The sequence below is a fragment of the Haloferula luteola genome (genome assembly GCF_014201715.1).
Lineage (GTDB): Bacteria > Verrucomicrobiota > Verrucomicrobiia > Verrucomicrobiales > Akkermansiaceae > Haloferula > Haloferula luteola.
In genome coordinates this window covers 270,545-293,577 of the sequence record NZ_JACHFD010000003.1, presented here as the reverse complement: position 1 = coordinate 293,577, position 23,033 = coordinate 270,545, and the positions used below count along the sequence as shown (strand labels likewise).

At 59.2% G+C, this 23,033-nt stretch carries 17 protein-coding genes; 1 reads left to right on the top strand and 16 read right to left on the bottom strand.

All coding sequences use genetic code 11. The features are described 5' to 3' along the window. Window positions 1-8: 8 nt before the first annotated feature. The 14 genes from HNR46_RS04680 to HNR46_RS04615 form a co-directional block, all read right to left on the bottom strand. Complete coding sequence (locus HNR46_RS04680) at window positions 9-1,214, bottom strand: ABC transporter permease (protein ID WP_184016270.1); 1,206 nt, start codon at window positions 1,212-1,214, stop codon at window positions 9-11. A gap of 14 nt (window positions 1,215-1,228) precedes the next feature. Next, window positions 1,229-1,939 (bottom strand): ABC transporter ATP-binding protein, encoded by a 711-nt coding sequence (locus HNR46_RS04675; protein ID WP_184016268.1) that lies wholly within the window; start codon window positions 1,937-1,939, stop codon window positions 1,229-1,231. After that, window positions 1,936-3,258 (bottom strand): efflux RND transporter periplasmic adaptor subunit, encoded by a 1,323-nt coding sequence (locus HNR46_RS04670; RefSeq protein ID WP_184016266.1) that lies wholly within the window; start codon window positions 3,256-3,258, stop codon window positions 1,936-1,938. Before HNR46_RS04670 ends, HNR46_RS04675 begins: the two co-directional genes overlap by 4 nt. A gap of 36 nt (window positions 3,259-3,294) precedes the next feature. After that, complete coding sequence (locus tag HNR46_RS04665) at window positions 3,295-4,680, bottom strand: efflux transporter outer membrane subunit (protein WP_184016264.1); 1,386 nt, start codon at window positions 4,678-4,680, stop codon at window positions 3,295-3,297. Between the two features lie 57 nt (window positions 4,681-4,737). After that, window positions 4,738-6,333 carry a S8 family peptidase gene (locus tag HNR46_RS04660; RefSeq protein ID WP_184016262.1) on the bottom strand — a complete coding sequence of 532 codons (1,596 nt, stop codon included), beginning with the start codon at window positions 6,331-6,333 and terminating at the stop codon, window positions 4,738-4,740. A 161-nt stretch (window positions 6,334-6,494) separates the two neighbouring features. Then, complete coding sequence (locus HNR46_RS04655) at window positions 6,495-8,078, bottom strand: DmsC/YnfH family molybdoenzyme membrane anchor subunit (protein WP_221285011.1); 1,584 nt, start codon at window positions 8,076-8,078, stop codon at window positions 6,495-6,497. A gap of 55 nt (window positions 8,079-8,133) precedes the next feature. Further along, window positions 8,134-9,900, bottom strand: coding sequence for a NirA family protein (locus HNR46_RS04650; RefSeq protein ID WP_184016260.1), 1,767 nt, complete (start codon window positions 9,898-9,900; stop codon window positions 8,134-8,136). A gap of 154 nt (window positions 9,901-10,054) precedes the next feature. After that, window positions 10,055-10,927, bottom strand: coding sequence for an ABC transporter ATP-binding protein (locus HNR46_RS04645; RefSeq protein ID WP_184016258.1), 873 nt, complete (start codon window positions 10,925-10,927; stop codon window positions 10,055-10,057). 36 nt (window positions 10,928-10,963) lie between these two features. Next, window positions 10,964-11,851 (bottom strand): ABC transporter ATP-binding protein, encoded by an 888-nt coding sequence (locus HNR46_RS04640; protein ID WP_184016256.1) that lies wholly within the window; start codon window positions 11,849-11,851, stop codon window positions 10,964-10,966. A 54-nt stretch (window positions 11,852-11,905) separates the two neighbouring features. Continuing rightward, on the bottom strand, window positions 11,906-13,507 hold the full coding sequence (locus tag HNR46_RS04635) for an ABC transporter permease (RefSeq protein ID WP_184016254.1): 1,602 nt from the start codon (window positions 13,505-13,507) through the stop codon (window positions 11,906-11,908). Between the two features lie 81 nt (window positions 13,508-13,588). Then, on the bottom strand, window positions 13,589-14,944 hold the full coding sequence (locus tag HNR46_RS04630) for a CmpA/NrtA family ABC transporter substrate-binding protein (RefSeq protein WP_221285010.1): 1,356 nt from the start codon (window positions 14,942-14,944) through the stop codon (window positions 13,589-13,591). 177 nt (window positions 14,945-15,121) lie between these two features. After that, window positions 15,122-16,897 (bottom strand): bifunctional protein-serine/threonine kinase/phosphatase, encoded by a 1,776-nt coding sequence (locus HNR46_RS04625; RefSeq protein ID WP_184016250.1) that lies wholly within the window; start codon window positions 16,895-16,897, stop codon window positions 15,122-15,124. Between the two features lie 18 nt (window positions 16,898-16,915). Then, complete coding sequence (locus HNR46_RS04620; RefSeq protein WP_184016248.1) at window positions 16,916-18,397, bottom strand: NarK family nitrate/nitrite MFS transporter; 1,482 nt, start codon at window positions 18,395-18,397, stop codon at window positions 16,916-16,918. 105 nt (window positions 18,398-18,502) lie between these two features. Further along, window positions 18,503-19,537: a CmpA/NrtA family ABC transporter substrate-binding protein gene (locus HNR46_RS04615; protein WP_184016246.1), complete on the bottom strand. Its 1,035-nt coding sequence runs from the start codon at window positions 19,535-19,537 to the stop codon at window positions 18,503-18,505. 91 nt (window positions 19,538-19,628) lie between these two features. Between HNR46_RS04615 and HNR46_RS04610 the strand changes: the two genes are divergently transcribed. Further along, window positions 19,629-20,543: a LysR family transcriptional regulator gene (locus HNR46_RS04610; protein WP_184016244.1), complete on the top strand. Its 915-nt coding sequence runs from the start codon at window positions 19,629-19,631 to the stop codon at window positions 20,541-20,543. Between the two features lie 24 nt (window positions 20,544-20,567). Here HNR46_RS04610 and moaA read toward each other — a convergent pair whose 3' ends face one another. After that, a complete protein-coding gene (gene moaA, locus HNR46_RS04605; protein WP_246417915.1) occupies window positions 20,568-21,566 on the bottom strand; it encodes a GTP 3',8-cyclase MoaA in 999 nt (332 codons plus the stop codon). A gap of 105 nt (window positions 21,567-21,671) precedes the next feature. Continuing rightward, entirely contained in the window at window positions 21,672-22,943 is a 1,272-nt protein-coding gene (locus HNR46_RS04600; protein WP_221285009.1) for an alginate export family protein, read from the bottom strand. Window positions 22,944-23,033: the final 90 nt, after the last annotated feature.

Sequence of the window (23,033 nt, the reverse complement as noted above, 5' to 3'; positions counted from 1 at the left end):
ATCCGAGGTCATTCATGCCTTAGGGCGTCGATCGGGTCGAGGGCAGCGGCGCGTCGTGCGGGCATGTATCCAAAGAGAATTCCGATAGCCGCCGAGAAGACGAAGGCGATGAGATTGATGGTGGGATCGAAGATGAACGGAGTGCCGACGGCTTTGACCAGTGCATGGCAGAGTCCGAAAGCGAGGAGGATGCCGGCCAGGCCTCCGATGCACGAGAGAGTGATTGCCTCGACAAGAAACTGGAGGAGAACTTCCCGAGCCCTCGCGCCGATGGCGAGGCGAATGCCGATTTCGCGGGTCCGTTCGGTAACGGAGACGAGCATGATGTTCATGATACCGATACCTCCCACTAACAGGCTCACGCCTGCAACGGCTCCGAGGAGGGAGGTCATCACTTTGGTGCTGGAGGTGACGACGTCGGCGAGTTGCTGGGAATCGAAGACGTTGAAGTCATCTTGTTCATTGCCAGTGATGTTTCGGCGTTCGCGAAGCAGGTTGGTGATTTCCGCCACAATCTGGGCACTGGGAAAGCCATCTTCGCCCGAAATCATCGCTTGGGAAACGAAGCGGCCACCTTGGCTGCCGGTTTGGCGGCGGACGAGTGAGGTGTAGGGGACGATGATGTTGTCATCGAGGTCGTCTCCGAAACCACCCTGGCCTTTCGCGGCGGTCACTCCGATGACTTCGGCGGAGGTCGTGCCGAGCCGGATGCGTTTGCCGACGGGGTCGACGGAACCGAACAAGGCTTTGCGGACGGTTTCCCCGATCACGCAAACGGAGACGGAGTCTTCAACTTCTTCGGCGGTGAAGATGCGACCGCTGGAGAGAGTCCAGTTGGCGATCTCGAAGTAGTTCGGCGTGGTACCCTGAACGTCGTACGTTTTGTTGTTTTCCTGATAGACGGCGGAAACGGATGTCTGGACGAAGGGGGCAATGTCGGCGACGCCATTGATCTGGTGGCGGATGGCATCCAGGTCGGCGAGAGAAAATTGATCGACGCCTCGGCTCCACCAGCCTTGCCCGGGTCGGAGCACGAGCAGGTTGCTGCCCATCTTGGAGATCTCTCCTTTGATGGTTTCCGTGGCGCCGCGGCCCAAGGTGACCATGGTGACCACGGCCGCCACGCCAATGACGATGCCAATGACGGTGAGGAAGGATCGGGTGAGATTCCGGCGGATTTCCCGGATGGCGATCAGAAGGGCGTTGAAGAGCATGGGAAGAGGTGGGCTTAGTTGGCGTCCACAGGGGTGTTGCGGAGGTCGCTGGAGATGAGTCCATCGCGGACGTGAATCACTCGCTTGGCGAACGAGGCGACTTCATCTTCGTGCGTGACCATGATGATGGAGATGCCCTGGTCGCGATTGAGCGTGCCGAGCAGGTCCATGATTTCATGGGTGGTTTTGGAATCGAGGTTGCCGGTCGGTTCGTCAGCAAACAAGGTTTCGGGGCTGGTGACGATGGCTCGGGCGATGGCGACGCGTTGTTGTTGTCCACCCGACAGTTCGGCGGGAGTATTGCGCTCTTTGTCAGCGAGGCCGACATTGGCGAGGGCGATGCGCGCGAGTTCGTGACGACGTTTCCGCGGATAGCCACGGTAGAGCAAAGGCAGCTCGACATTCTCCAGGGCGGAGGTCCGTGCGAGCAGGTTGAAGCCTTGGAAGATGAAGCCGAGAGCGTGGCGGCGCAGGAGGGAGCGCTGATCTTTGTTCAGGGTTTCGACGCCGATTCCCTTGAATCGGTAGGAGCCGGAAGTGGGGCTATCGAGGCAGCCGAGTAGATTCATCAGGGTGGACTTTCCCGATCCGCTGGGGCCCATGACTGCGACAAAGTCTCCACTGGCGATGGTCAGGTCGATGCCTTTGAGGGCCTTGAATGCGGCGGCTCCGCTGCCGTAGACTTTGGTGAGCTGTTGGAGCTCGATGAGGGGGGGGGCACTCATGATTTCGGGGGCTCGATGCTGGTGAGCACTTCAGTTCCGGGATCGAGATCTCCGCTGGTGATCTGGGTCATGCTGCCATCGGTGACACCGGTCTCCACGACGACCTTGGCTGGCTCGCCATTTTTTAAAATCCATACCGTGGGCGGACCTCCGGGACCGCCGGACTTGCGAGGTCCATCACGGCGCCAACGACGTCCTCCTGGCGTCATGCTTTGAACCAGTGTCTGGTCCTTTTCTTCGGGATTGGCCAGAGCCTCATACAGGGCGGGGTCGAAGCGCAGAGCGGAATTCGGCACTGCCAAGACGTCGACTTCGTTGACTACCTGGATGTCGACGGTCGCAGTCATTCCTGGGCGCAGGGAGAGGTCCTTGTTTTCGACGGAAAGTTCCGTGTCGTAAGTGACCACGCCTCCTGTTGTGGCGGTGGTGGTGGAAGAAGAGGTGAGGTCGGCGGATCCGAAGGCCACCTTTTTCACGGTCGCGGTGTAGGTGCGGCCGGTCCAGGCATCGACGTTGAAGGTGGCGGTTTGGCCTTCTTTGACACGGCCGATATCAGCTTCGGAAACTGAAACCACCAGTTCCATGGTGGTGAGGTCCTCGGCGATCGTGAATAGGGTGGGAGCGGTGAAGGAGGCTGCCACGGTCTGGCCCACCTCAATGGAGCGGGCGAGCACCATGCCATCAACGGGCGAGCGGATGATGGCCTTTTGCAGGTCGCTTTCGTAGGACCCAATGTCGGCCTCCGATGCGGCGATGGTGGCTTTGGCGCTCTCCACATTGGCCTCGGCACGAGCGACGGCGGCACGGGAGGCGGCCATCACGGCACGCGATGGGGTCTTGCCACCGCTGAGTTCGAGCAATTCCTCCTGGCGGGCGAGGGTGGCACGTTCTTCTTCCAAAGTGGCCTCTGCCTGACTGAGTTGGGCTTTCGCGGAGAGGAGGGAAGCGCGGCTGCGTTCGGTCTGTTGCTCCAATTTGGTGGTGTCGAGGCGCAGCAGTTCCTGGCCTTTGGTCACGGTGTCATTGGTGTCGACATAGATCTCCGTGACGGTGCCGGAGAGTTCACTTCCGACCACGATTTGGTTGGTCGGCGCAAGGTTGCCGGATGCCGTGACGACGATCGAGATGTCGGTCTTTTCAGCGGGCTCGGTGACGTAGTGAGTTTTGCCGGATTCGGCTTTCTCATTTTTCAGGAAGTAGGCGACGCCTCCGGCGACGAGGACGAGCACGACGACTCCGACGACGACTTTTTTCATGGGACGGGAAGCTCCGCTGCGCACGATGGCGGCGAGGTCTTCTTCGGGTTGCGACTTGGACATGGAGTGAATGGATTGGAGATTCGCGAGGTAGGAGGATTACCAGCCGCCGCCGAGGGCTTGATAGAGACTGATGTAGGCGTTGGTACGGTCGGATTGGGTTGAAAGGAGGCTGTCTTCGAGTCCGAGCAGCGTGCGCTGCGAATCGAGAACGGAAAGGAAGTCAATCTCTCCGGCTTGGTAGCTGATGCGCGCGAGGCGATCGGACTCGCGCGCGAGCACGGTGGCTTTTTCGATCGCGGAGAGGCGCTCGGCAGATCGTTTGCAGGCGATCAAGGCATCTTCGACTTCGGAGAGTCCGGTGATGACCGTGGAGCGGTAGCTGGCGATGGCTTGATCGGTGGCAGCGGTGCTGGCCTCAATGTTGGCTTGAATCCGCCCGGCATCGAAAATGGGGCCAGCGAGGCCGGCGGCGATGCTGCCCGCGACGGCATTTGGATCGAAGATTTTGGATGCTTTCAGCGAATTGACTCCGAGTGATCCAGAAAGCCCAAGCGAGGGAAAGCGGTCTGCCTTGGTGGCTTCGGTTTGCGCCACGGAAGCGAGAAGTTGGTATCCCGCGATTCGGACATCGGGGCGTTGACGGATGGTGTCGGCAGGAATGCCGACGGCGAGCTTCTCCGCAGGAACCGGAACCCCCCGAGTGGAGGAGCCCAGAATGCCATCGATACCACCGGGAGCATGTCCACAGAGGCGAGCGAGAGCATTGCGAGACTGCTCGATGCTCTGCAGGACCGAGGGGATGGACGCTTTGGCCTGCTCGAGGCTGGTTTTCGCCTGATTCTCTTCATAGGCGTCGGTTTCGCCGGCTTGGGTTTGCCAGGAGACGAACTGAAAGGTTTCTTCCTGAGTGGCGATATTGCGCTGGAGGACATCGAGGCCAGCTTCCGCGGAGCGCAATTGAACATAAGCGGAGGCAATTTGAGCGGCCAGTGAGGCCTGCACCGAGTGGAGATTTTCATCGGCGGCACCAAGGTTGGCTCCAGCAGCGATGAGGTTGTTACGGTTTTTGCCGTAGATATCGGCTTCCCAGGATGCACTGAGGCCGGCGGAGTAGGATTGGCTGGTGGTGGTGGCGCTACCGCGAGGTTCGGTGAAACTGGCACCTGCCGAGCCGGAGCCGGAAAGAGTGGGGAAAAGAGAGGATGCCGTGGCTTTGCGGTTGGCGCGAGCCTCACGGACCCGGGCGACGGCGGAATCGATATCCGGGCTGTTGGAAAGCCCTTCGGAGATCAACCGCGTAAGGGTGGGATCGTTGAAAGACTTCCACCAGTGGCTGAGGTCGCGGGAGGGTTGGGCCGTGGGGAAATTCCCGGCATGTTTCCATTGAGCGGGAAGGGGCCCGGTGGTGGGGAGGGAGAAATTTCCGGGAGCACAGCCGACCCACAGGAAGGCGGGGAAAATCCCGAGCGCAATCAACTTCATGGCCGCATTCTGTACCGGCGGACCTTTAGGAAAGATGAAGATCCCTGAAAATGCGCGTTAAGGGGCAAAAATCCGGGTGGTCAGTTGATGATCCTCTTGGCTGATGTCGGCGGCGCCCTGAGACAGAGTGATTTGACTGGTGAATGTCACGGGCAGCCCGATGGACGGGGCAAATTCGCCGAGTGGAAAATCCAGTGAGTGGACCGCTCCTGCCTTGAGAAGTCCAATGCTTGCCAGGGATCCCGTGGGCTCAATTCTTACGAGGATATTGGTAAGCGTCGCGGTGCCTCGATTTTGAACCGTCACACGGAGGGAGAGCTGGCCGGTGGCGTTGCGTACCAATCGTTGGTCGGTGAGGCAGGCGTCCACGATGCCCATGGTGCTCCGGTTCATGATGCGGCTGAGATTGAGGATTCCGAAGCCGTATTCGGGATCCCGGCCAGCGGGTCCCATGTCGTCGGTAAGGCTCAAAACAAGATCGGCGGCCTGGCGGGCTGAAAGGTGCCGACCCGAGCCGTCCGACATGGTTGCGGCGATGGCGGCGGTCACGAGGGGGGCACTCACGGAGGTTCCGCTGGTGAGAATGTAGCCATTTCCTGGCGCCGCAGTCAGCATGGCGACTCCTGGGGCGACAATGGCCAGATGATCGCCGGTATTGGAGAATGCCATGCGTTCTCCGCCGGCATCGATGGCGCCGACGCTGATGACGCCGGGGTAGGCGGCGGGAAACCGAAGATGATCGTGGGCGTCGTTTCCTGCCGCCGCGACGACGACTATCCCAGCGTCGATGGCTTGCTGCACGGCGTCGGCTTCGAGTGAGCTTCCGGTGAGGGAGCCGACCGAAAGGTTGACGAGGTCCACCCTGGCATCGATGGCGGCGAGCAGGGCGGCAGCGAAATCGTAGGCATCCGTTTGGCCCTCGTCGTCGATGGCGCGAATCGAAATGATCTCTGCTGCGGGAGCGAGGCCATTGATTCGAGGTCCCTGTCCTTGAATGACGGAGGCGACGGAGGTGCCGTGAGGGTGAGTTTTCGAGAGGTCCTGCGGAAAGGGGACGATCTCGATGGATTCGGTCGCTGGCCGAAGTTCGGGATGGGCCACCACGCCGGAATCGATGATCGCGATGCGCACTCCGGCACCCCATTGCGGATGGCGGCCGGGGACTCCGAGCCAATCGACGGAATTTCGTTCAAATCCGAGGGCCTGACTGGAGTCGACTCCATCCGAGCGAAGTCCTACGGAGGGAGCAGGTGGAGGTTCGGAGAATCCTGAATAGCCAAGTGCGGCCACCCATTGGGCGAGAGACGCCCAATGGGTGTAGTGGAGCCGGATGGTTTCGAGGCGGTCCAGTTGGCCACGCCACTCCAGGCCGGCTGCGAGCGGTGTGGCGAGGGCGGCGAGATAGCTTTCAGAATCGGGGAAACGAAGGATGGTCTCTTCGGGCCGGGCGGAGGAGAAGATCTCCAGGGTGCGTGGGCTGGATGGTGCGGATTTCGAGTGGAGTGGGTGGCGGGGAGTGCGCGTCACGGTTTCGACCATCCGGTCCAGAACGATGCCATCCGGGAGGGTGGAAAGGCGACGTGCCACCAAAAAGGCTACCCCGCCGGCGACCAGCATGAGCAGGGCAGGAGCATAGCGGAGGATCCTTGGCATGATCGGACGGGAAACCGCCGCTTCCGGGGAAAAGTTGTTCTTCCTCCATGAGTCGCGGCGGCGAGGTTCACCCGAATCATGGCATGGCGATCCTTCAGATCTGATGAAGAGGCCGATTTTTTCCTGAAGGATCGGCTATGTGTGGACGAGCCCGCGAAAGTTCAGTGGGGAAGTGGCGAGCCAAAGTGTCCAGGCATTTTGGGAGCTTGGACCGCCTGAAAAAAGAGCTGACGTTCGAAAATCTCGGAAATCAGGAGGAGAGGCAGGGCGAGCCAAGGAGAAACGAAAAGGGCGAGCAGCGTGAAGAGGGTGGTGGCGGCGCGGATGAGAATGAGATTCTTCAGGGGCCCCCTGTAGAGGCGAGCGCTGTGGAGATCGGGCGCCCATTCGTCAGAGGGCCGGCGATGCAAGAGCATGGAGATTTCTGGGCCGGCCTTGGCGCAAAGGGTCACCACGAGCAAGCATTTGGCCCACGGGAAGTGGAGTGATAGAGCGAGAAAGAAGAAACTGAGTGTCGTGCCGTAGAATCGGGTGGCGGTGAGGGGGAGACGCCAAAGCGATCGACGGGTATCATGGTAGATCATCACACTTGTGAAGATCGCGCCGATCCCGAGAGGGATCGTGATCCAGGAGACGCATGGGGTGATGAGGTTCTTGAATGGAAAATCAGGGAGAAATGGAAGGGCAGCGAGGGCAAAGGGAAGGGGGGCGAACAGGGAAAAAGCCAGGATTTCGCGAGACAGCCAGCTGGTGCGTAGGCCAAGGAAAAATCGCCATGCCTTGAGAGGTTGTCCGAGGTGGAGGGTGGCCGCAGCCATGCCGAGGTTGAAGAGGATCGCGCCTGTCACCATGAGTGCCGGTGATTCTTGAAAGGCTGCGCTTCCGAGCACTCCGATGCCTGCCTGAGTGAGCACCAGCATGAAGATCAGGGGCCAGTGAGCGTGTTGAGGAGTCAAGGTCGAACGATCGGCGGCGTGGGCAGACAGAGGCACATCGCGGCCGATGTAGCGCGTGGTAGGTCGCGTGATGGACGGATCCGGGGCACCGGTGAGAAAGACGGGCAACGGAGAGGTGCGAGGAGGCGCGATGGGAGTTTGGGTGGGAACCTTGACAATGCGGATGGCCTCGGTGGGGCAGGCTTGAACGCATGCGGGAGCCTCGCCCTCAGCTAGTCGCTGATGGCACATATCGCATTTGCGCACGATGCCGCGTTGCTTTGAATACTTAGGGACGTCGAATGGGCATTTGAGAATGCAGTAGGAACAACCGATGCACTGATCATCGAGGTGGCGGACGATGCCATTGTCGGGATCTTTTTCGTAGGCTCCGACAGGGCAGCCATTGAGACAGCCCGGGTCTTCGCAGTGGTGGCAGGCGCTGGTGATCGTCTGCTGCCAGCCTGGCGCGACTTTCCCCCCGACAAGGGTGCCGGTATCGCGCCAGGCTTCGTGTTCATCGAGACCATTCAGATTATGGCAAGCAGAGACGCAGGCTTTGCAACCGGTGCAGCGGTCAAGCGAGACCTCGAAAGCATACTGTTCACCTGCGGCCGGTTGGCTGAGGGGAATGAGGTTCCGGTAGTGGTCGGCGAGATCCGGCTGGCGATCGTGAATTTCGGCGAAGCGGGCCACCGGGGTCTGGAGCTGCGCCTGATCGGCGATGAGTTCGTCGATCAGCGTCCGCAATTCGCTGGCCTTGGGAAGGGGTGACTGCTCCAAGGATTTGGGATGGAGGGTGGAGATCACGATGCGGGAAGGGGCCGGTGGACAGAAGAGGTGCCGATAAAAGAGAGAGCGGCCTTCAGGCGGCGGCCGAGGCGAGCTTGGCGGTGTCGACGAGGGCGTGTAGCTCTTCGATCGAGAGTCGATGGGTGAACGAGGCGAAGGATTCGCCATCGTGGCGCTGGGCGAGGTAGGCGCAGAGTAATTGCTCGACGAGGCCATTGATTTCACTGGCCTTGATGTTGCTCCAGACTTCTCGGGCGATGGCTTGCTGGTCGTCGACGCCGCCTCCGAGCACAATGTTGTAGCCATCGACGGTGGATCCATCGTCGATCTTGACGCGGGTTCCCATCATGCCGACGTCGCCGATGTAGTGCTGGGCGCACGAGTGCTTGCAGCCGGTGAGGTGAAGGTTGATGGGGAGATCGAGAATCATCTTTCCCGCAAGGTGCTGACCGAGGGCGACGGCTTGGGCCTTGGTGTCCGCCGCGGCGTATTTGCAACCCCGGCTACCTGTGCAGGCGATGAGGCCACCGGTGAGGTGATGATTTCGGTGATCCAGACCAGTGGCGGCGATGGCGGTGATGGCATCCTGAAGTCGTTCGTCGGGGATGCCTGGGATGATCAAATTTTGCCAAACGGTGAGACGGATTTCACTACGGCCGAACGCATCGGCGATATCGGCCAGGGCGTGCATCTGGGAGACGCTCATGCGGCCCACTGGAGTGCAAATCCCAATGTAGTTTTTGCCGTCGGGCTGAGGGTGAATGCCGAGGTATCCCTGTTTGTCCTTAGGGCGGGGAACCTCGCAGGCATCAAGAGGAAAGTACCGAAGGGGGAAGGCGAGCTTGGCTTGAGTCTCGACGAGGGTCTTCTCAAGGCCCCAGTCATCGACGAGATATTTGAGCCGAGCCTTGTTGCGATTCGTGCGGTCGCCGTTCTCGATGAACATGCGAATCAGAGCCGCTGCCACGGGAAGGGTTTCGCCAGGTGTGAGAAGAATTCCGCAATCTGTGGCGAACTGCTTGTGTCCGGTAATCCCGCAGAGCTGCATGCGGAAGTAGACTCCTGGTTCGACGCCTAGATCATTCTCGGGAACACGCACCGCATAGAAGCCGATGTCGTTGGTATCGGCGCAAACCGAGACACATCCTCCCGAGTCATAGGAGATATTGAACTTACGAGGCAAACCGTAGAGGTCGCGGTTCTTGAGGATGTAGTGATGCATGGCGCGGGCATAGGGCATCACATCGATCAATTCGTGAGGGTCGAACCCGGTGGTGGGAGTTGCCGTGATATTGCGCACATTGTCGGCTCCGGAACCCTGGGAGGTGAGACCAAGTTCGCTCAGCTTCATCAAAACGTCCGGGCAGTTCTTCGGTTCAATCTCGCGAATTTGAACGTTGGCGCGGGTGGTCAGGTCGGCATGCCCTGGGCCCCAGTCCTGGGCGATCTCGGCGAGCCCACGGAATTGATGCGTGCTCAGAGCTCCGCCGGCGATGCGGCATCGGAGCATGAAGCTGTCCTGCGCTGGCGAGACATAGAAGAGGCCATGGAATTTGTAGCGAAAGACGTCGTCTGCCTCCGGGAATCGATTTTCCAAGGCGTTGTTGAGAATGGTGTCATAGCAATCGAGACCGTTTTTCTCGTGTTTGATGCGTTCTTCCCGACAAAGGTCGTCGACTGGGGTCCCGTGGACTGTGGCCTCAGGCTCGTGGGTGAAGCGTCCTTGGTCGTCCTGACCGAGGTGGGGCAGATCCCGACCTTGTTGGAGACCGGAAATGAAGGCTTTGAGGAACAAGGTTTGTTCTCCGGTGAAGCCGTTGTTTTCGCTGATGAGTCGCATGGCGGTGAAGGGGTTGCTTGGGCGTGAATCAAGCAGTTGGCATGCGATGGAGTGCCAGAGAGCGCAGTTCAGGGAGGAAACGACGTCACCTTATGAATGAGCGGGACTCATCATTGGTGACGGGTGGCATGAGGGAGGTGGGCGGAGGGGGCGATCAAGCGACGGCTTGAGAGAGTTCGTCTGCGGATTCGATTTTTTTGCCGGTGAAGGTTAGAAGGCTCTTCGAGTCGTAATGGCGGGGTTCGGTGCGCAGGTGGGCGCGCTCGGTGAGGAAGGAGACAAGATGATCGAGGTAACGGAAGTACAGGGGATCCTGAAGAAGGCTTGCCCGGTCGCGAGGGCGCTCGAAGTCGATATTGAGAACTTCACCGAGGGTGGCTGCGGGACCATTGGTCATCATGACGACCCGATCGCAGAGAAACACCACTTCGTCGACATCGTGGGAAACGAGGACGGTCGTGATCTTTTCCCGATGCAGAATGTCGAGCATGACGTCCTGGAGTTCCATCCTGGTGAGGGAATCGAGGCGTCCGAAGGGTTCATCGAGAAGAAGGAGCTTCGGTTTGAGGGCGATGGCTCGGGCGATGCCCACGCGTTGCTGCATGCCCCCTGACATCTCACGAGGATACTTCTTCATCGAATCGGCCAGTCCGACGGCGGAGAGGGCGGATTCGACAATTTGTTTGCGCTGATTCGAAGAAGCGTGGGGGTAGACATTCTTGACGCCGAGCATGACATTGCCAAAGGCGGTGAGCCAGGGCATGAGGCATGGGGATTGAAAGACTACGGCGCGATCAGGTCCGGCACCGTCGATCTCTCGGCCATTCACGACGATGCCGCCATCGGAGATCTCGTTGAGTCCGGCGAGCATCGTGAGCACGGTGGATTTTCCGCATCCAGAGTGCCCGATGAGTCCGACAAACTCACCTTGTTGGATATCTAGGTTGAAGTCGACGACGGCTTTGAAGGGTTCGCCGTAGGGGTTTGGGTAAAACTTGGCGAGGTTGAAAATTTCTACGGAGCGCATCGGAGAAGGTGGTGAGTGAGGAGGTGAAAGGAGAGATCAGGCAGAGAACTTCCATTTCAGTCCGGTGATTTTTGATGGGGCGTGAAATTCTTTGGGAGCGATGTCAGGCATGGGCACGAGGCTGCCTCCGCGAAGGGCGCGGGCCTCCTGATTGAGACCGACGAGATGAGCGGTGATGGCCGCCTTGAGATGTTGATATTCGGGTTGATCGGTGAGAGTTCGGCGATTGCGAGGTCGCTCGAGGGTGACAGGGAATGCCTCACCAAGAGATGCCTCGGGGCCCATCGTCAGTGGCAGAATGCGGTCGGCCATGAGGATCGCTTCATCGACATCGTTGGTGATGAGGACGACGGTCTTTTTCTCCTGTTCCCAGATTTGTAGGATCTCGTCTTGAAGGACCGCACGAGTGAGGGCATCGAGAGCGGAGAGTGGTTCATCGAGCAGAAGGACCTCAGGCTGCATGGCAAGAGTGCGCGCCAGGGAGACGCGCTGTCGCATGCCGCCGGAGAGTTCGTGGGGGCGTTTATCGCGAGCGGCGGTCAGGTGAACCATCTCGATGTAGCGTTCGACGTGTTCGCGGACCTCCGCTTTCGATTTCTCGGGAAAGACCTGTTGGGCCGCGAGATGAATATTTCCGAATACCGTGAGCCAGGGCAGGAGGGAATAGGATTGGAACATCACGCCGCGGCGTGGGCTGGGTCGGGTCACGCGTTTTCCCGCCATGCGAACTTCACCCGAAGTGGGTGCTTCCAAGCCCGCAAGGAGAGAGATGAGCGTGGATTTGCCGGCGCCGGAGAATCCGAGGATCGCGACAAACTCATTCTCTGCCACGGACAGTTGGACGTCCTTGAGGATGTCCACCCGAGTGGGAGTGGGGCCGAAGCCGATGGAGACCTGATCGAGTTCAAGAAAGTTCCGTCTCATGGGAAAAGAGAGGGTGTTCATGGTCGTGAAATAAGAACGGGGCGAAGGACATCGTCACAGTGCTGGGGCGGTATCGAAAGAGACAAGGCGTTGGAGAAAGACCATGATGCGGTCGAGTAGCATCCCGATGAAGCCGACGATGAAAACGACCACAAACATTTGGGCGAAGGACTGGGAGGATCCGTTCGTATACATGTCGTTCACGAACTTTCCGATGCCTTCAGAAGTGGAGAGGATTTCAGCGGCGACGAGAACCATCCAGCCGACACCGAGAGAGATCCGGAGGCCGGCGAAGATGAGAGGCAGGGCAGTGGGGACGATGATTTTGAACAGCCGCGAGGTGAAGTTCAGGCGCAGGACACGAGCGACATTCATGTGATCTTTGTCGATGGACCCGACTCCGAGGGCGGTATTGACCAAGGTAGCCCAGAGTGAGCAAAGCGCCACGGTGATGGCAGACGAGATGAACATGGGATCGATGCCGTAGTTCTTGATGAAGGGCACCTTCGAAAGGGCCACCACCAACCAGTGGTTCTCCGGATCGGGCATGAACCCGCCAACAATGATCATGACGATGGGCAGCCAGACGAGGGGTGAGACGGGTTTGAAGAGGGCGATGAAGGGAGTGACCGCGGCCATGAAGGTCGGTGACAGGCCACACAGGATGCCGATGGGAATGGCGATCGCGGAGGCGATGAGGAAGCCGGTAAAGACGCAGAGCAAGGAGCGGACGATTTGCTTGGGAAGGGTCCAAGGTTTGGCGTAGCGCGAGTCGGCAGTGGTGGAGAGGAAATCCTCTTGCTTGAGGAGATTAGTGCCGAGTTTGTAGAGGTCTTCGTCAGTGGTCGATAGGAAGCGACTGCGGGTGTCTTCGAGGCGTTGTTCGGCGGTGGCGAGTTTTTCTTCCCGCGAGCTCTCCCCGAGCATGTCGAGGTATTTGGTCAGGAACTGCTTTTCCTCCCCGAGAAGGGTCGCAGCGCGCATGGCCTGCTTGACTTCGGGAAAGGTGAGTTCTTGGGCCTCCGAGTAGACAGCTTTGAGGCGATCGACCTCGGCCTTAAGGGCCTCTTCGGTTTCGGCGTTTCTTCGAAGTTTCGTGAGAAACTCCTGGCGAGTGGCGGAATCAGAATGGCGGAGTAGAGCGGCTTCATCCTTCAATTCTGCGGCTTGTTGAGTGCGGAATTGGCGGTAGTCATCGCGTTTGCGATCGTAAGCGGTTTTGGCAGGAGCCACCGCGGTTTCGAAGCGTTCCTTGGACCGATCGCGGATGGTGGCGAGTTGTTGTTGGGCACGGGTTTCGAGTTCTTCGACTTCCTTGAGACGAGCGGTGGCTCGCTGAAGTTCGGACTCGCGGGCGGAGCCGATGAGAAGAAATCCTTGTTCCTTCGCGGACTCGCGATCGTGGAATCGCCAGATGCCATGGGCGGCATCCCAAACGACGGAAGGAGTCGGAACCTCGCCTGCTTTGGTTTTGTGCTTCGGGGCGACGACCGACCACAGCCAGAGGAAGGCGAGGAAGGTGATGGTTGGGACGAGAATGAAGCGGGCGATGTCCTGGAGTTGTTTCCGGGGTTCCTCGCCGGTGACGAGGCGGACGACCGGGGAGAGAAAGCTCAGACCGGCGGTATCGATGACCTTGAGAAGCTTGTATTTCATAGCGGTGGCGCCTGAGGCGGGAAAGTGATCCGGAAGGAGCCGGCGCACCTGAAGTCGATGCGCCGGCGGAGAAAGGGCGGCTTATTTGGTGGCAAAGGAGGAGTCGTCCTTGATGCCGATTTGGAAGGAATTGAGGTATTCGATGGGCTTGTGTCCGTCGAAGGAGTTGCCGTCGATGAAATCGGTGGTGGCTGGTTTGTAGCCGTCTTCCGTGTGAGGAATCTCGGCGTCTTCGAGGTGACCCTCGGCGACGAGAGCCTCGGCTGCCTTGAGGTAGACTTCGGGCAAGTAGACCTTTTTGGCGATTTCATGGTACCAAGAGGCAGGCTTGGCTTCCGTGATCTGACCCCAGCGGCGCATTTGGGTGAGGAACCAGACGCCGTCGGAATACCAAGGGTAGGTGCAGTCGTGTTTGAAGAAGACGTTGAAGTCGGGCATGTCTCGGACATCGGATTTTTGGAAGATGAAGGTACCGGTCATAGAGTTTTTGATGACTTCATAGTCGGCGCCGACATAGTTGGGCTGAGAGAGGATGCGACAGGCTTCCTCACGATGAACGAGCTGATCGCCTTCGGTCTCGTCGAGCCATTTTCCCGCGCGGATGAGCGCCTTGGTTAGGGCGATGAGAGTGTTCGGGTTTTCGTCGGCCCATTTGCGGGTGACACCAAAGACTTTTTCGGGGTTGTTCTTCCAGATGTCGTAGTTGGTGGTCACGGGGACGCCGATGCCCTTGGTGACCGCCTGTTGGTTCCAGGGTTCCCCTACGCAATAGCCCGAGATCGTGCCTGCCTCGAGAGTGGCTGGCATCTGCGGCGGCGGAGTGACGGAAAGTTCGACTTCCGCATCTGTGCGGCCGGCGAGGTCGGTCTTGGAATAGAAACCGGGATGGATACCGGAGGCTGCCAGCCAATAACGAAGCTCGTAGTTGTGAGTGGAGACGGGGAAGACCATTCCCATTTGAAGTTTTTCACCTTGGGCGAGGAGATCCTCGACGATGGGTTTGAGGGACTCGGAAGAAATCGGATGCTCGGGCTGATCGACATCGAGCGACGGATCGTTCTCCTGCATTTGTTCCCAGATGGAGTTGGAAACGGTGATTCCATTGCCGTTGAGATCCATGGTGAAGGGAGTCACCACGTGGGCTTCGGTGCCGATGCCGATGGTGGCAGCAATGGGTTGGCCTGAGAGCATATGAGCTCCGTCGAGATTGCCGGTAATGACATTGTCGAGGAGGACCTTCCAGTTGGATTGAGCGATGACCTCGACTTGAAGTCCTTCATCCTCGAAGAAGCCCTTTTCCTTGGCGATGACGATGGGGGCGCAGTCGGTGAGCTTGATGAAGCCGAGTTTGAGTTCACTTTTCTCGACTGCGAGCGGGTCGGCATGGAGGGCTCCAACAAGGGCGGCGGTGCTGAGTAAGACGGATCGGATGTTCATGTTTTTGGGGTTCGCGGTGTCCCCAGAGACAAGCCTCATGCGTGCCCATCTCCTTGAAGGAAGGATGCGCGGCGGCTCATCGTTTTCATGCGATCCGTGAGAGCGGTGCATGGCTCCTCGTCCAGAAGGACCGAGTGGGCTACTGCGGGGAAGTAAGGCTGAGCGAGCCCGCCTGAATTAGAATCGGGAGGAAGCCCACATCCAGGTGGTGATCCATGCGATGAACAGAAGCAGCGAGAGCAGTTTCCAAAAGAGCAGAGGTCGCCTTTGGGCGAGCGGCAATGCCGAAAGCGGAAGTTGTTCGGGATCGGGACGCTGAAGGTAGGTCACGAATTCCGACATCGATTCGTGGCGATGTTCTGGCTGGATGGAGAGAGCTCTTTTGAGGGTGGCATCCATCCACAGGGGGACCATGGGGTGATGCTGAGTGGCGCTCTGATAGCGGAGACGGTGAAAGTCCTGAAGAGTGCGTGCGCGCTGCCAAGCCTCTCCGTAAGGATGTTTGCCGCCGGTCAGAAGGTGGTAGGTGATGACGGCGATGGAGAAGAGGTCTGACCGTGTGGTGGCAGCTGCCCCGAGTCGGAATTCGGGAGCCGAGAAGTCGAGGGTGCCGAGCGCGATCTCTCGGTCAAAGGGGCTGGCAATCTCGCTCATGCCGGCAATACGGCAGCTGCCGTAGTCGATGATTTTCAAGATGCCGGAGGAGTCGATAACGAGGTTATCCGGTTTGAGGTCTTGATGGAGAGTCTCCTTGCGATGGAGGGCCCTCACTCCGGAGACCAATTGTTGCGTCCACTCGAGAATTTGATGGATCGGGGGTCGAGGATGTTGGTTGCTCCAAACCGCCAACGTCGGACCCTCTATCCACTCGACGAGGTGGTAGAGAAAGGTTTTTGGTGTCGAACGACGGACGGCCTTGACCAAATGGGGATGGTCGACTCGCAGGCCGATCCACTCTTCGAGGGCGAAGCGCTCGAGGTAGGCGGGATCGTCTTCGTAAAGTGGCGAGGGGGTCTTGAGGACGAGTTGGCGATTCTGATCGAGTGTGTCGGTGACTTGATAGATCTGGGAGCGTGGGGACTCGGAGAGGAGTTTTTCGATTCGGAGTCCGTCGATTTGTTGGCCTGGGAGGAGGGCGGGAGGAAAGGGGAGTTCGGCGAGGTGGCGGTAGACGTCGTCGGTATCTTCATCGGGGAGAGTATGGACCCGCAGCACGAGGACGGAGCGGTTGTCGTCACTGAGAGAAGTGGATTGCCCGAGGAGATCGGCGATCTCTTGAGGTGAGGCGGGGAGGCTGAGAATGCGTCGAAGTTCGCCGTGGGAAATGAATTGGTGAATGCCATCGGTGGTGAGGGCGAAGAGATCACCTGGGGCGAGCGGAAAGGAATCGTAGTCGATTTGAGGGTTGAGGGTGACCCCCATGGCGCGGCTGAGGTAGCAGGTTCCTGGAGACAACTGGGTGGTGTGGTCGCGGGTGAGTAGTTCAAGATTCCCTTCGCGAAGTCGATAGAGCCGGGAGTCCCCGATGTGGAAGAAGTGGCCAGTCCGAGATTTGAGAATCAGGGCGGTGAATGTGGTCACGCATCCTTTCTCTGAGGATGAATGCTGTTGGCCTTGAGAGAAGAGCCAGCGATTGATGGAGGTCAGGACACGCTGAGCGGAGGTTTTGACCTGCCAGCTTTCGGGCGTTTCGAAGTAGTCGGTAAGAAACGAGCGAACCGTGGTTTCGGCGGCTTCGCGGGCTGCGGAAGCGGCCGAAACGCCATCGGCGATGCAGGCGGCCATGCCTTTGGTCGCCATGAGCGATCCTTCCGCCGCCCGCATGCCGAGGAAGTCCTGGTTTTCCGCTTTGGGGCCGGGGTCAGTGAAGCGACCACTCTCCCATTGGATGTTACCACGAAAATGCACGTCGCCTCGTCTATCCGAACGGGTAGGGGATGGCGAGTGGTTCATGGGAATGAGCCGGGGAGTTCAGGCCACCTCGATCAATTGAACAGAGCCATCTTCTGCGACTTCAGAAATGTGTCCTTTGGGCTCCGCGAGAAAGAGGGAGGCGACGAACCCAAGGATCGACGAGGCGGCGATGATGACGAAGAAGGTGGAAGCGTCGACGAATGAATAGATGGTGAGGAAGGTCACTCCCCCGACATTTCCATAGGCTCCAGCCATGCCGGCGATTTGACCGGTCATGCGGCGTTGAATCAATGGAACCATGGCAAATACTGCGCCTTCTCCGGCCTGGACAAAAAAGGAGCACAGCATGGTGGAGACGACGGCGAGAGCGACCGGCCAAGTGGAATCGATCCGAGAGAGCAGGAGGTAGCCGAGCGCCAATCCGCCTAAGAGGATCAGCATCGACTTGCGGCGTCCGAACTTATCAGAGATCCACCCACCACCAGGGCGCGCGGCAAGATTCATGAAAGCAAAGCCGGAGGCCAGCAGGCCGGCGGTCACGGGGCTGAGTCCAAAGGTATCGGCAAAGAACGCGGGAAGCATGGAGACGACTGCCAGCTCGGAGCCGAAGGTGATGAAGTAGTTGATATCGAGAATGGCGACCTGGCGAAATGAGTAGCGTTGGTGGTCGGGGACTTTGCCCGACCGGAGCATGTCGGCGTTGACCCGCCAGATTTGCCAGGTTTGGACGGCGAAGAGGAGCGCGAGGACGGCGTAAAGAATTTGAACGAGGGATTCAGGCAGGAGCTTCACCCCCGCTGGTGATAGCTTCCAAGCGAGGACGCCAAGCGCGATGAACATGGGGACGTTCATGGCGATGAGAAAAGCGAAGTCGCGCCGGGAAGAGACTTCCAGTCCTCCGGACTTCTTGGGCTTGAAGTAGGTAGATCCTTTTGGAGTGTCGCGAGCGGAGCGGTAAAAAAAGAATCCGTAGAGAAATGCCACGGCAGCGATGGAGAGCAGGGCGTAGCGCCAGCCATTTTCGCCACCGAAGGCAAGGGCCAGTGACGGGAGCGTCATGGCGGCAGCCGCGGAGCCGAAATTACCCCACCCACCGTAGACTCCCTCGGCGAGTCCTACCTGGCGGGCCGGAAACCATTCCCCAACGAGACGGATGCCAATCACGAATCCGGCACCGACGAATCCCATCAGGAAGCGAGCCAGCGCGAGCATTTCGAAGCTGGTGGACAGCGCAAAGAAGGAGCAAAGGATTCCCGCTGCGATGAGCAGGAGCGAGTAGGTGACTCGTGGGCCAAATTTGTCGACCAGAATGCCGATGGCAATGCGCGAGGGGATGGTAAGCGCGACATTGAGGATGAGCAGGGCCTTCCATTGGGCCTCGGTCATGCCGAAAGTCGTGGTGATCGCGCTCTTCAGCGGGGCGTGGCTGAACCAGAGAACGAAAGTGAGGAAGAATGCGAACCAGGTGATGTGGAGAGTCCGGATCGCGGGGGACTTGAAGTCGAGAAGGCGGAGGTTGCCTGAAGTTGCTTGGGCCATGGGATCGCTCAGTGAGTTGGCAAATCAGGGAGCGGCCCGGATGCCAGAAATCCGTCTGGCGATGAATCCAAGGGGAAGAGATTTGATCCTGTCAATGAGCCTGGCTCATGTCGCGAGCAGGGCTTTTTCGGATGAGCGGAAAAGATCCTGACGGTAGAGGCGAGTGAGGGAGGAGGCGGTGATGTTATCGGGGAGGAGGCCCGTATTGCGCATGCCCGAGAGAAACCACGAGGCTTTGTCTGCGCTGGGGCAATTCAGGTCTCCCCCGTAGAAGAGGTGAAGATTGGTGCCATCGACAAAACCGCGACCCGAGTTGAATTTCGGGCCTAGGCTATTGCGGAGTGTCTTCTCGGAGCAGCCCGTGTAGGCCGGCATCGAAAGGATTCGGACCATTTCGTCGAGGAAGTCGGGGTCCTGGCAAAGCCGGCAGGAATGCAGGAGAGCCGCGCCAAGGGCGATGGTGTCGTCCCGGCGTTCTCCCACGAAATTGCCGTCGACGAGTAGGATCTTTTCGGGGTGACCCGTGGCGAGATCGGCGGAAGTGACCGGGCTCCAGCCATGGCCATTGAGGATGGCCTCGGAGTTCCAGGGTTCACCGACACAGAAGCCATCGATGTGGCCCGAGGCAAGATGCCCTGGCATGAGCGGCGGAGGGAGAAAAACCAGTTCGAGCTCGCGGCCCGCTTTCAATCCGTGGCGATGAAGCCAGGATTGCATGAGAATGTGATGCGAGGAGTAGCGGTGAGCTGCCGCGAGGGTCAGTGGCCGGTTCTTTTTCCAGCGATGCTCGATGAAACCAGCGAGGCCTTCGCCTTGGCCGACGATCTCGTGAGGGATTTCGTTAGAGAGGGTGATTGCATTGCCGTGAGCACTGAGGATGAGTGGAACCGCCACCTCTCGGCGCAACCGGCTGAGGCCGAGAGCGAGGTGGAATGCCAAGCCCGCAATCGATTGGGCGGCATCCAATTCCCCGTAGAGGAGCATGTCTCGCACGGTCGCCCAACCCGGTTGGCGTGAGAGTCTCACATGCAGGCCGTACTTCTCGAAGATGCCCATTTCCTTGGCAACAGCTACCGGCGCACAATCGTTGAGAGGAACGAAACCAAGGCGAATCGGGGTGCGAGAATCGGGCGAAGCCATCAAGATTTGCAAAGCTTGATCAATGCCAACTCCATTGGGCATTGGCATGCGGCATGCTTTTTTGGGGAAGAATGTTTCATGAGCTTCCTTCATGAGTGAGTTGCTTCCCGATCTGCGCCAACTTCGGTCCTTCGTCGCTGTGGCGGATGAAGGGAGCTTCACGCTTGCGGCCAAGAAGCTGTATCTAACGCAGTCGGCAATCAGTCACTCCATGAAGGCTCTGGAAGACAGCCTTGGCTGTAAGCTGCTGACTCGGATGGGTAAGCGAACGACGCTGACTGGAGAGGGCGAGGTGTTCCTGAATCGATGTCGACGGATTCTCGGCGAGTTGGAGCAGGCCAGCCGCGAATTGGATGGCATGAAACGGTGGGGCCAAGCTCGCATCCGGATCGGGGCTCCTCATTCCCTTTGTCAGTTTCTCCTGCCAACGGTTCTGCGCGAGTTTCGTGATTGTTTTCCGCGATGCGAACCGAGCATCGAAGCTGGAGATACCGCTGCTTTGTTGGAAAGTCTGGTCGCCCATGATCTCGACGTGGTGATCGGGATGCGTGGAAAGGACGATCCGGAAACCGAGTCTCGGACGATCTTCCGGGATCGCATGATCTTCGTTGCTCCTCCGGTGCACCCGTGGAACGACACGGATGAAAGAACGGTTGAGGAGATCGAGGAGACTCAGTTCATCATCTACGCGAAAGCAACGCAAACGTATGCGCTGGTAGAGAAGCACTTCGAGCAGATGGGTGTGAGGTTGCGTGCCCCGCTTGCACTGGGAGATATGGAGGCGATCAAGGAGATGTCCAAAATTGGCATCGGGATTGGGATCGTGGCTCCCTGGGTGGCGCGTCGAGAGCTGCACGAGGGGAGCCTGACTTCGATTGCCTTGGGCGAAGAATCGATCGAGCGCGAGTGGGCGGTATTTTGGAACAAGGATCGTCCCCTCAGCCTGATTGAAGAGACTTTGGCGGGAATCGCCGCGATGGTGGGCGAAGCATTGGGGGAGCACTGAAGCGCGGGGGGATCCGCGGCAGATTTACCCTCCGAGGTAACTCATTTCTGCTTTGGGCGCGTGGGTTTGGCCACGCAGTTCCGAGTATCGATCGTCACGGGCGGACCACAGACCGCGGAGCGTGGCTTCGAGGAGGTTGTCATCGGCAGCTCCGCGAAGGAGAGGCCGGAGGTCGTGTCCCTGGCTGGCGAACAGGCAGGTGTAGATTCGCCCATCGGCCGAGAGACGGAGCCGATTGCAAGCGCGACAAAAGGGCTGGCTCACCGAGGCGATGATGCCGATTTCGGTAGGTCCGTTGTCGAGTCGCCAACGTCGGGCGGTTTCACCGGCTTGAGTGGGCTGGAGCGGTTCCAGCCGGAACTCGGTGCGGAGGTGAGTGAGAATTTCATCGGCCGGGACGACTTGGCGGGCGTCCCAATGATTGGTTTCGCCGACATCCATGAACTCAATGAAGCGGAGGGAAAGTTGTTCAGTGGCGGCCCAGCGAGCGAGTGGAAGGATTTCTTGTTCGTTGACGCCTTTTTGAATGACGCAGTTGATTTTGACGCCAAGGTCAAAGGTGCGCGCTGCGGTGATGCCGGAAAGGACTCGCTCGACCTTGGCTCCGACTCCATTCATGCGGCCGAAGGTGTCGGGATTCAGAGCATCGAGACTGACCGTGACGCGCGAGAGTCCCGCCAATGCCAGTGCCTCGGCATGGTGGGCCAGCAAAGTGCCATTGGTGGTGAGGGCAATGTCCTCAATGCCGGGAACGGTCGCAATCATGGCGATGAGGTCGTCCAAACCGCGGCGGAGGAGGGGTTCTCCGCCGGTGAGGCGAGCCTTGGTGACGCCGAGTCGTGAGGCCACGCGAGTGAGGCGCACGATTTCTTCAAAGGTGAGGATTTCCTCGCGTGGGAGAAAAGCGTGGTCGGCCCCGAACTCTTCTGCGGGCATGCAGTAGCGGCAGCGGAAATTGCAACGATCCGTCACGGAGATCCGCAGGTCGTGCAGGGGGCGCTGGAGACGGTCGGTCGGGTTCAATGATGGGAAACTGGCGCGGAATGGGGAATTGCGCCAGTGGGAAGAAGGAGGTAGGCTCGGAAAACCCATTTCCGAGCCTGCTGACGCGCAACCGGAAAGGGAGGCTTAGAACTTGTAGTTCAGTTCGACGCTGAAACGAGTGGTGTCGAAAGGTGCAGGGTTGGCAATGGGGCCGGCGGTGGGACCGCTGGCGTCGAAGTAGGCAAACTTGGCGATGGCCAGGAAGTTCTCATTGAACTTCTTGGCGAGGACCGCGTCGTACTCCCAGCCGTAGTCCAGATCCGAGTTGTTGTCTCCGAGGAGGTGGATGGATTGATTGAACTTGAGGCCCCAGAAGGGCAGGGGTGTTGCGTGGGTCAGATAGATGTCGGCGATGCCTGGATTGCGCACCAAACCAAGGCGCGGACCGATGAGTGCATCGGCAAAGCCGTTGAAAGCATGAACGGTGGCCAAGGGGGTCACGAAGTCGGCGTCCAGGTATTCACAACCGAGGGTGAAGGTGTGGGAGCCCGCCTGATAGGAGGCGTTGACGTGAGCATACCAGGCTTCGTCCGGCTTGCTGGCGGGAGAGCTGGAGGTATCGGTCTGAAGGGCCGTTTCGCCGTAGAGGGTCACCGGGCCGAGGGGCTGGGTGGCGATGATGCCGTAGGTGTTGTTCGAGATGTAACCGGCGTTGGCAGCGGTTTCATCGAAGTCCATCAAGAGGGCGTACCCAGTGAGGGAGAGGTCGCCCAATCCGGTGTAGGTGGCGTTGAAAAGGTGGATGTCGCCTGCAAAAGAGCGAAGGGCACCGGTGGCGTCGGAGCCAAAGATTCGATTCGCCCGATTCGCATAGGCGTAGTAGAGGGAGAGATCGTCGATCGAGGTATTGGTGATGCTGATGGCATCGAAGGTCTGTTCGTTCTGGCGCCAACCGACATTGCCGACCATGGCGGCGTTGTTGAGGATGATGCGCTGGCGTCCTGCGCGAACGATGGTATCGAACCCTTGGTATTGCAGGTAGGCTTGATTGAGCTCGTTGGTTTCAGGGTCGTTGATCTGGGTCGTTGGGTTTGCGGGGTTGGGCCGAGTGGTTTGGGTGGCGAACGGCGTGGGAGCGGAGTCATAATCATCGCCAATGGCCTGAAGGAATTCACCTTCGATCAGGGCGCTGAATCCGTGCCAGTCGCGGGTGACCAATCCGACTCGTTCCCGAAGGGTGAACGCGGAGGCGGAGTCAGTTCCCGGGGCGTCGAAATCGCCGTATTCGAAGCGCGCCCGAAGATCGAGGGTGGGCTTGATCCAATGTTCCGCAGGGGGAACTTCGGGGGCAGAGACGGGTGAGCCAGCGTAAAGGGGCGTGGCCGCGGCAAGGGTGAGGAGGAGTGTTCTTTTCATGGCGGAATACGCCATGCTGGGAAGCGCGATCCCGGCCATTGCCATGCCGGGACGGCGCTTCATCCACGAATTCGATGGGGGGTAGGACAT

Excerpts from the sequence above, each read along its gene's own strand:
- HNR46_RS04625 (WP_184016250.1), bottom strand. The coding sequence starts at position 16,897 with ATGAACCACTCGCCATCCCCTACCCGTTCGGATAGACGAGGCGACGTG.
- HNR46_RS04650 (WP_184016260.1), bottom strand. The coding sequence starts at position 9,900 with ATGCGACTCATCAGCGAAAACAACGGCTTCACCGGAGAACAAACCTTG.
- HNR46_RS04645 (WP_184016258.1), bottom strand. The coding sequence starts at position 10,927 with ATGCGCTCCGTAGAAATTTTCAACCTCGCCAAGTTTTACCCAAACCCC.
- HNR46_RS04600 (WP_221285009.1), bottom strand. The coding sequence starts at position 22,943 with ATGAAAAGAACACTCCTCCTCACCCTTGCCGCGGCCACGCCCCTTTAC.
- HNR46_RS04615 (WP_184016246.1), bottom strand. The coding sequence starts at position 19,537 with ATGGCTTCGCCCGATTCTCGCACCCCGATTCGCCTTGGTTTCGTTCCT.
- HNR46_RS04680 (WP_184016270.1), bottom strand. The coding sequence starts at position 1,214 with ATGCTCTTCAACGCCCTTCTGATCGCCATCCGGGAAATCCGCCGGAAT.
- HNR46_RS04665 (WP_184016264.1), bottom strand. The coding sequence starts at position 4,680 with ATGAAGTTGATTGCGCTCGGGATTTTCCCCGCCTTCCTGTGGGTCGGC.
- HNR46_RS04610 (WP_184016244.1), top strand. The coding sequence starts at position 19,629 with ATGAGTGAGTTGCTTCCCGATCTGCGCCAACTTCGGTCCTTCGTCGCT.
- HNR46_RS04640 (WP_184016256.1), bottom strand. The coding sequence starts at position 11,851 with ATGAGACGGAACTTTCTTGAACTCGATCAGGTCTCCATCGGCTTCGGC.
- HNR46_RS04670 (WP_184016266.1), bottom strand. The coding sequence starts at position 3,258 with ATGTCCAAGTCGCAACCCGAAGAAGACCTCGCCGCCATCGTGCGCAGC.
- HNR46_RS04660 (WP_184016262.1), bottom strand. The coding sequence starts at position 6,333 with ATGCCAAGGATCCTCCGCTATGCTCCTGCCCTGCTCATGCTGGTCGCC.
- HNR46_RS04620 (WP_184016248.1), bottom strand. The coding sequence starts at position 18,397 with ATGGCCCAAGCAACTTCAGGCAACCTCCGCCTTCTCGACTTCAAGTCC.
- HNR46_RS04675 (WP_184016268.1), bottom strand. The coding sequence starts at position 1,939 with ATGAGTGCCCCCCCCCTCATCGAGCTCCAACAGCTCACCAAAGTCTAC.
- HNR46_RS04630 (WP_221285010.1), bottom strand. The coding sequence starts at position 14,944 with ATGAACATCCGATCCGTCTTACTCAGCACCGCCGCCCTTGTTGGAGCC.
- HNR46_RS04635 (WP_184016254.1), bottom strand. The coding sequence starts at position 13,507 with ATGAAATACAAGCTTCTCAAGGTCATCGATACCGCCGGTCTGAGCTTT.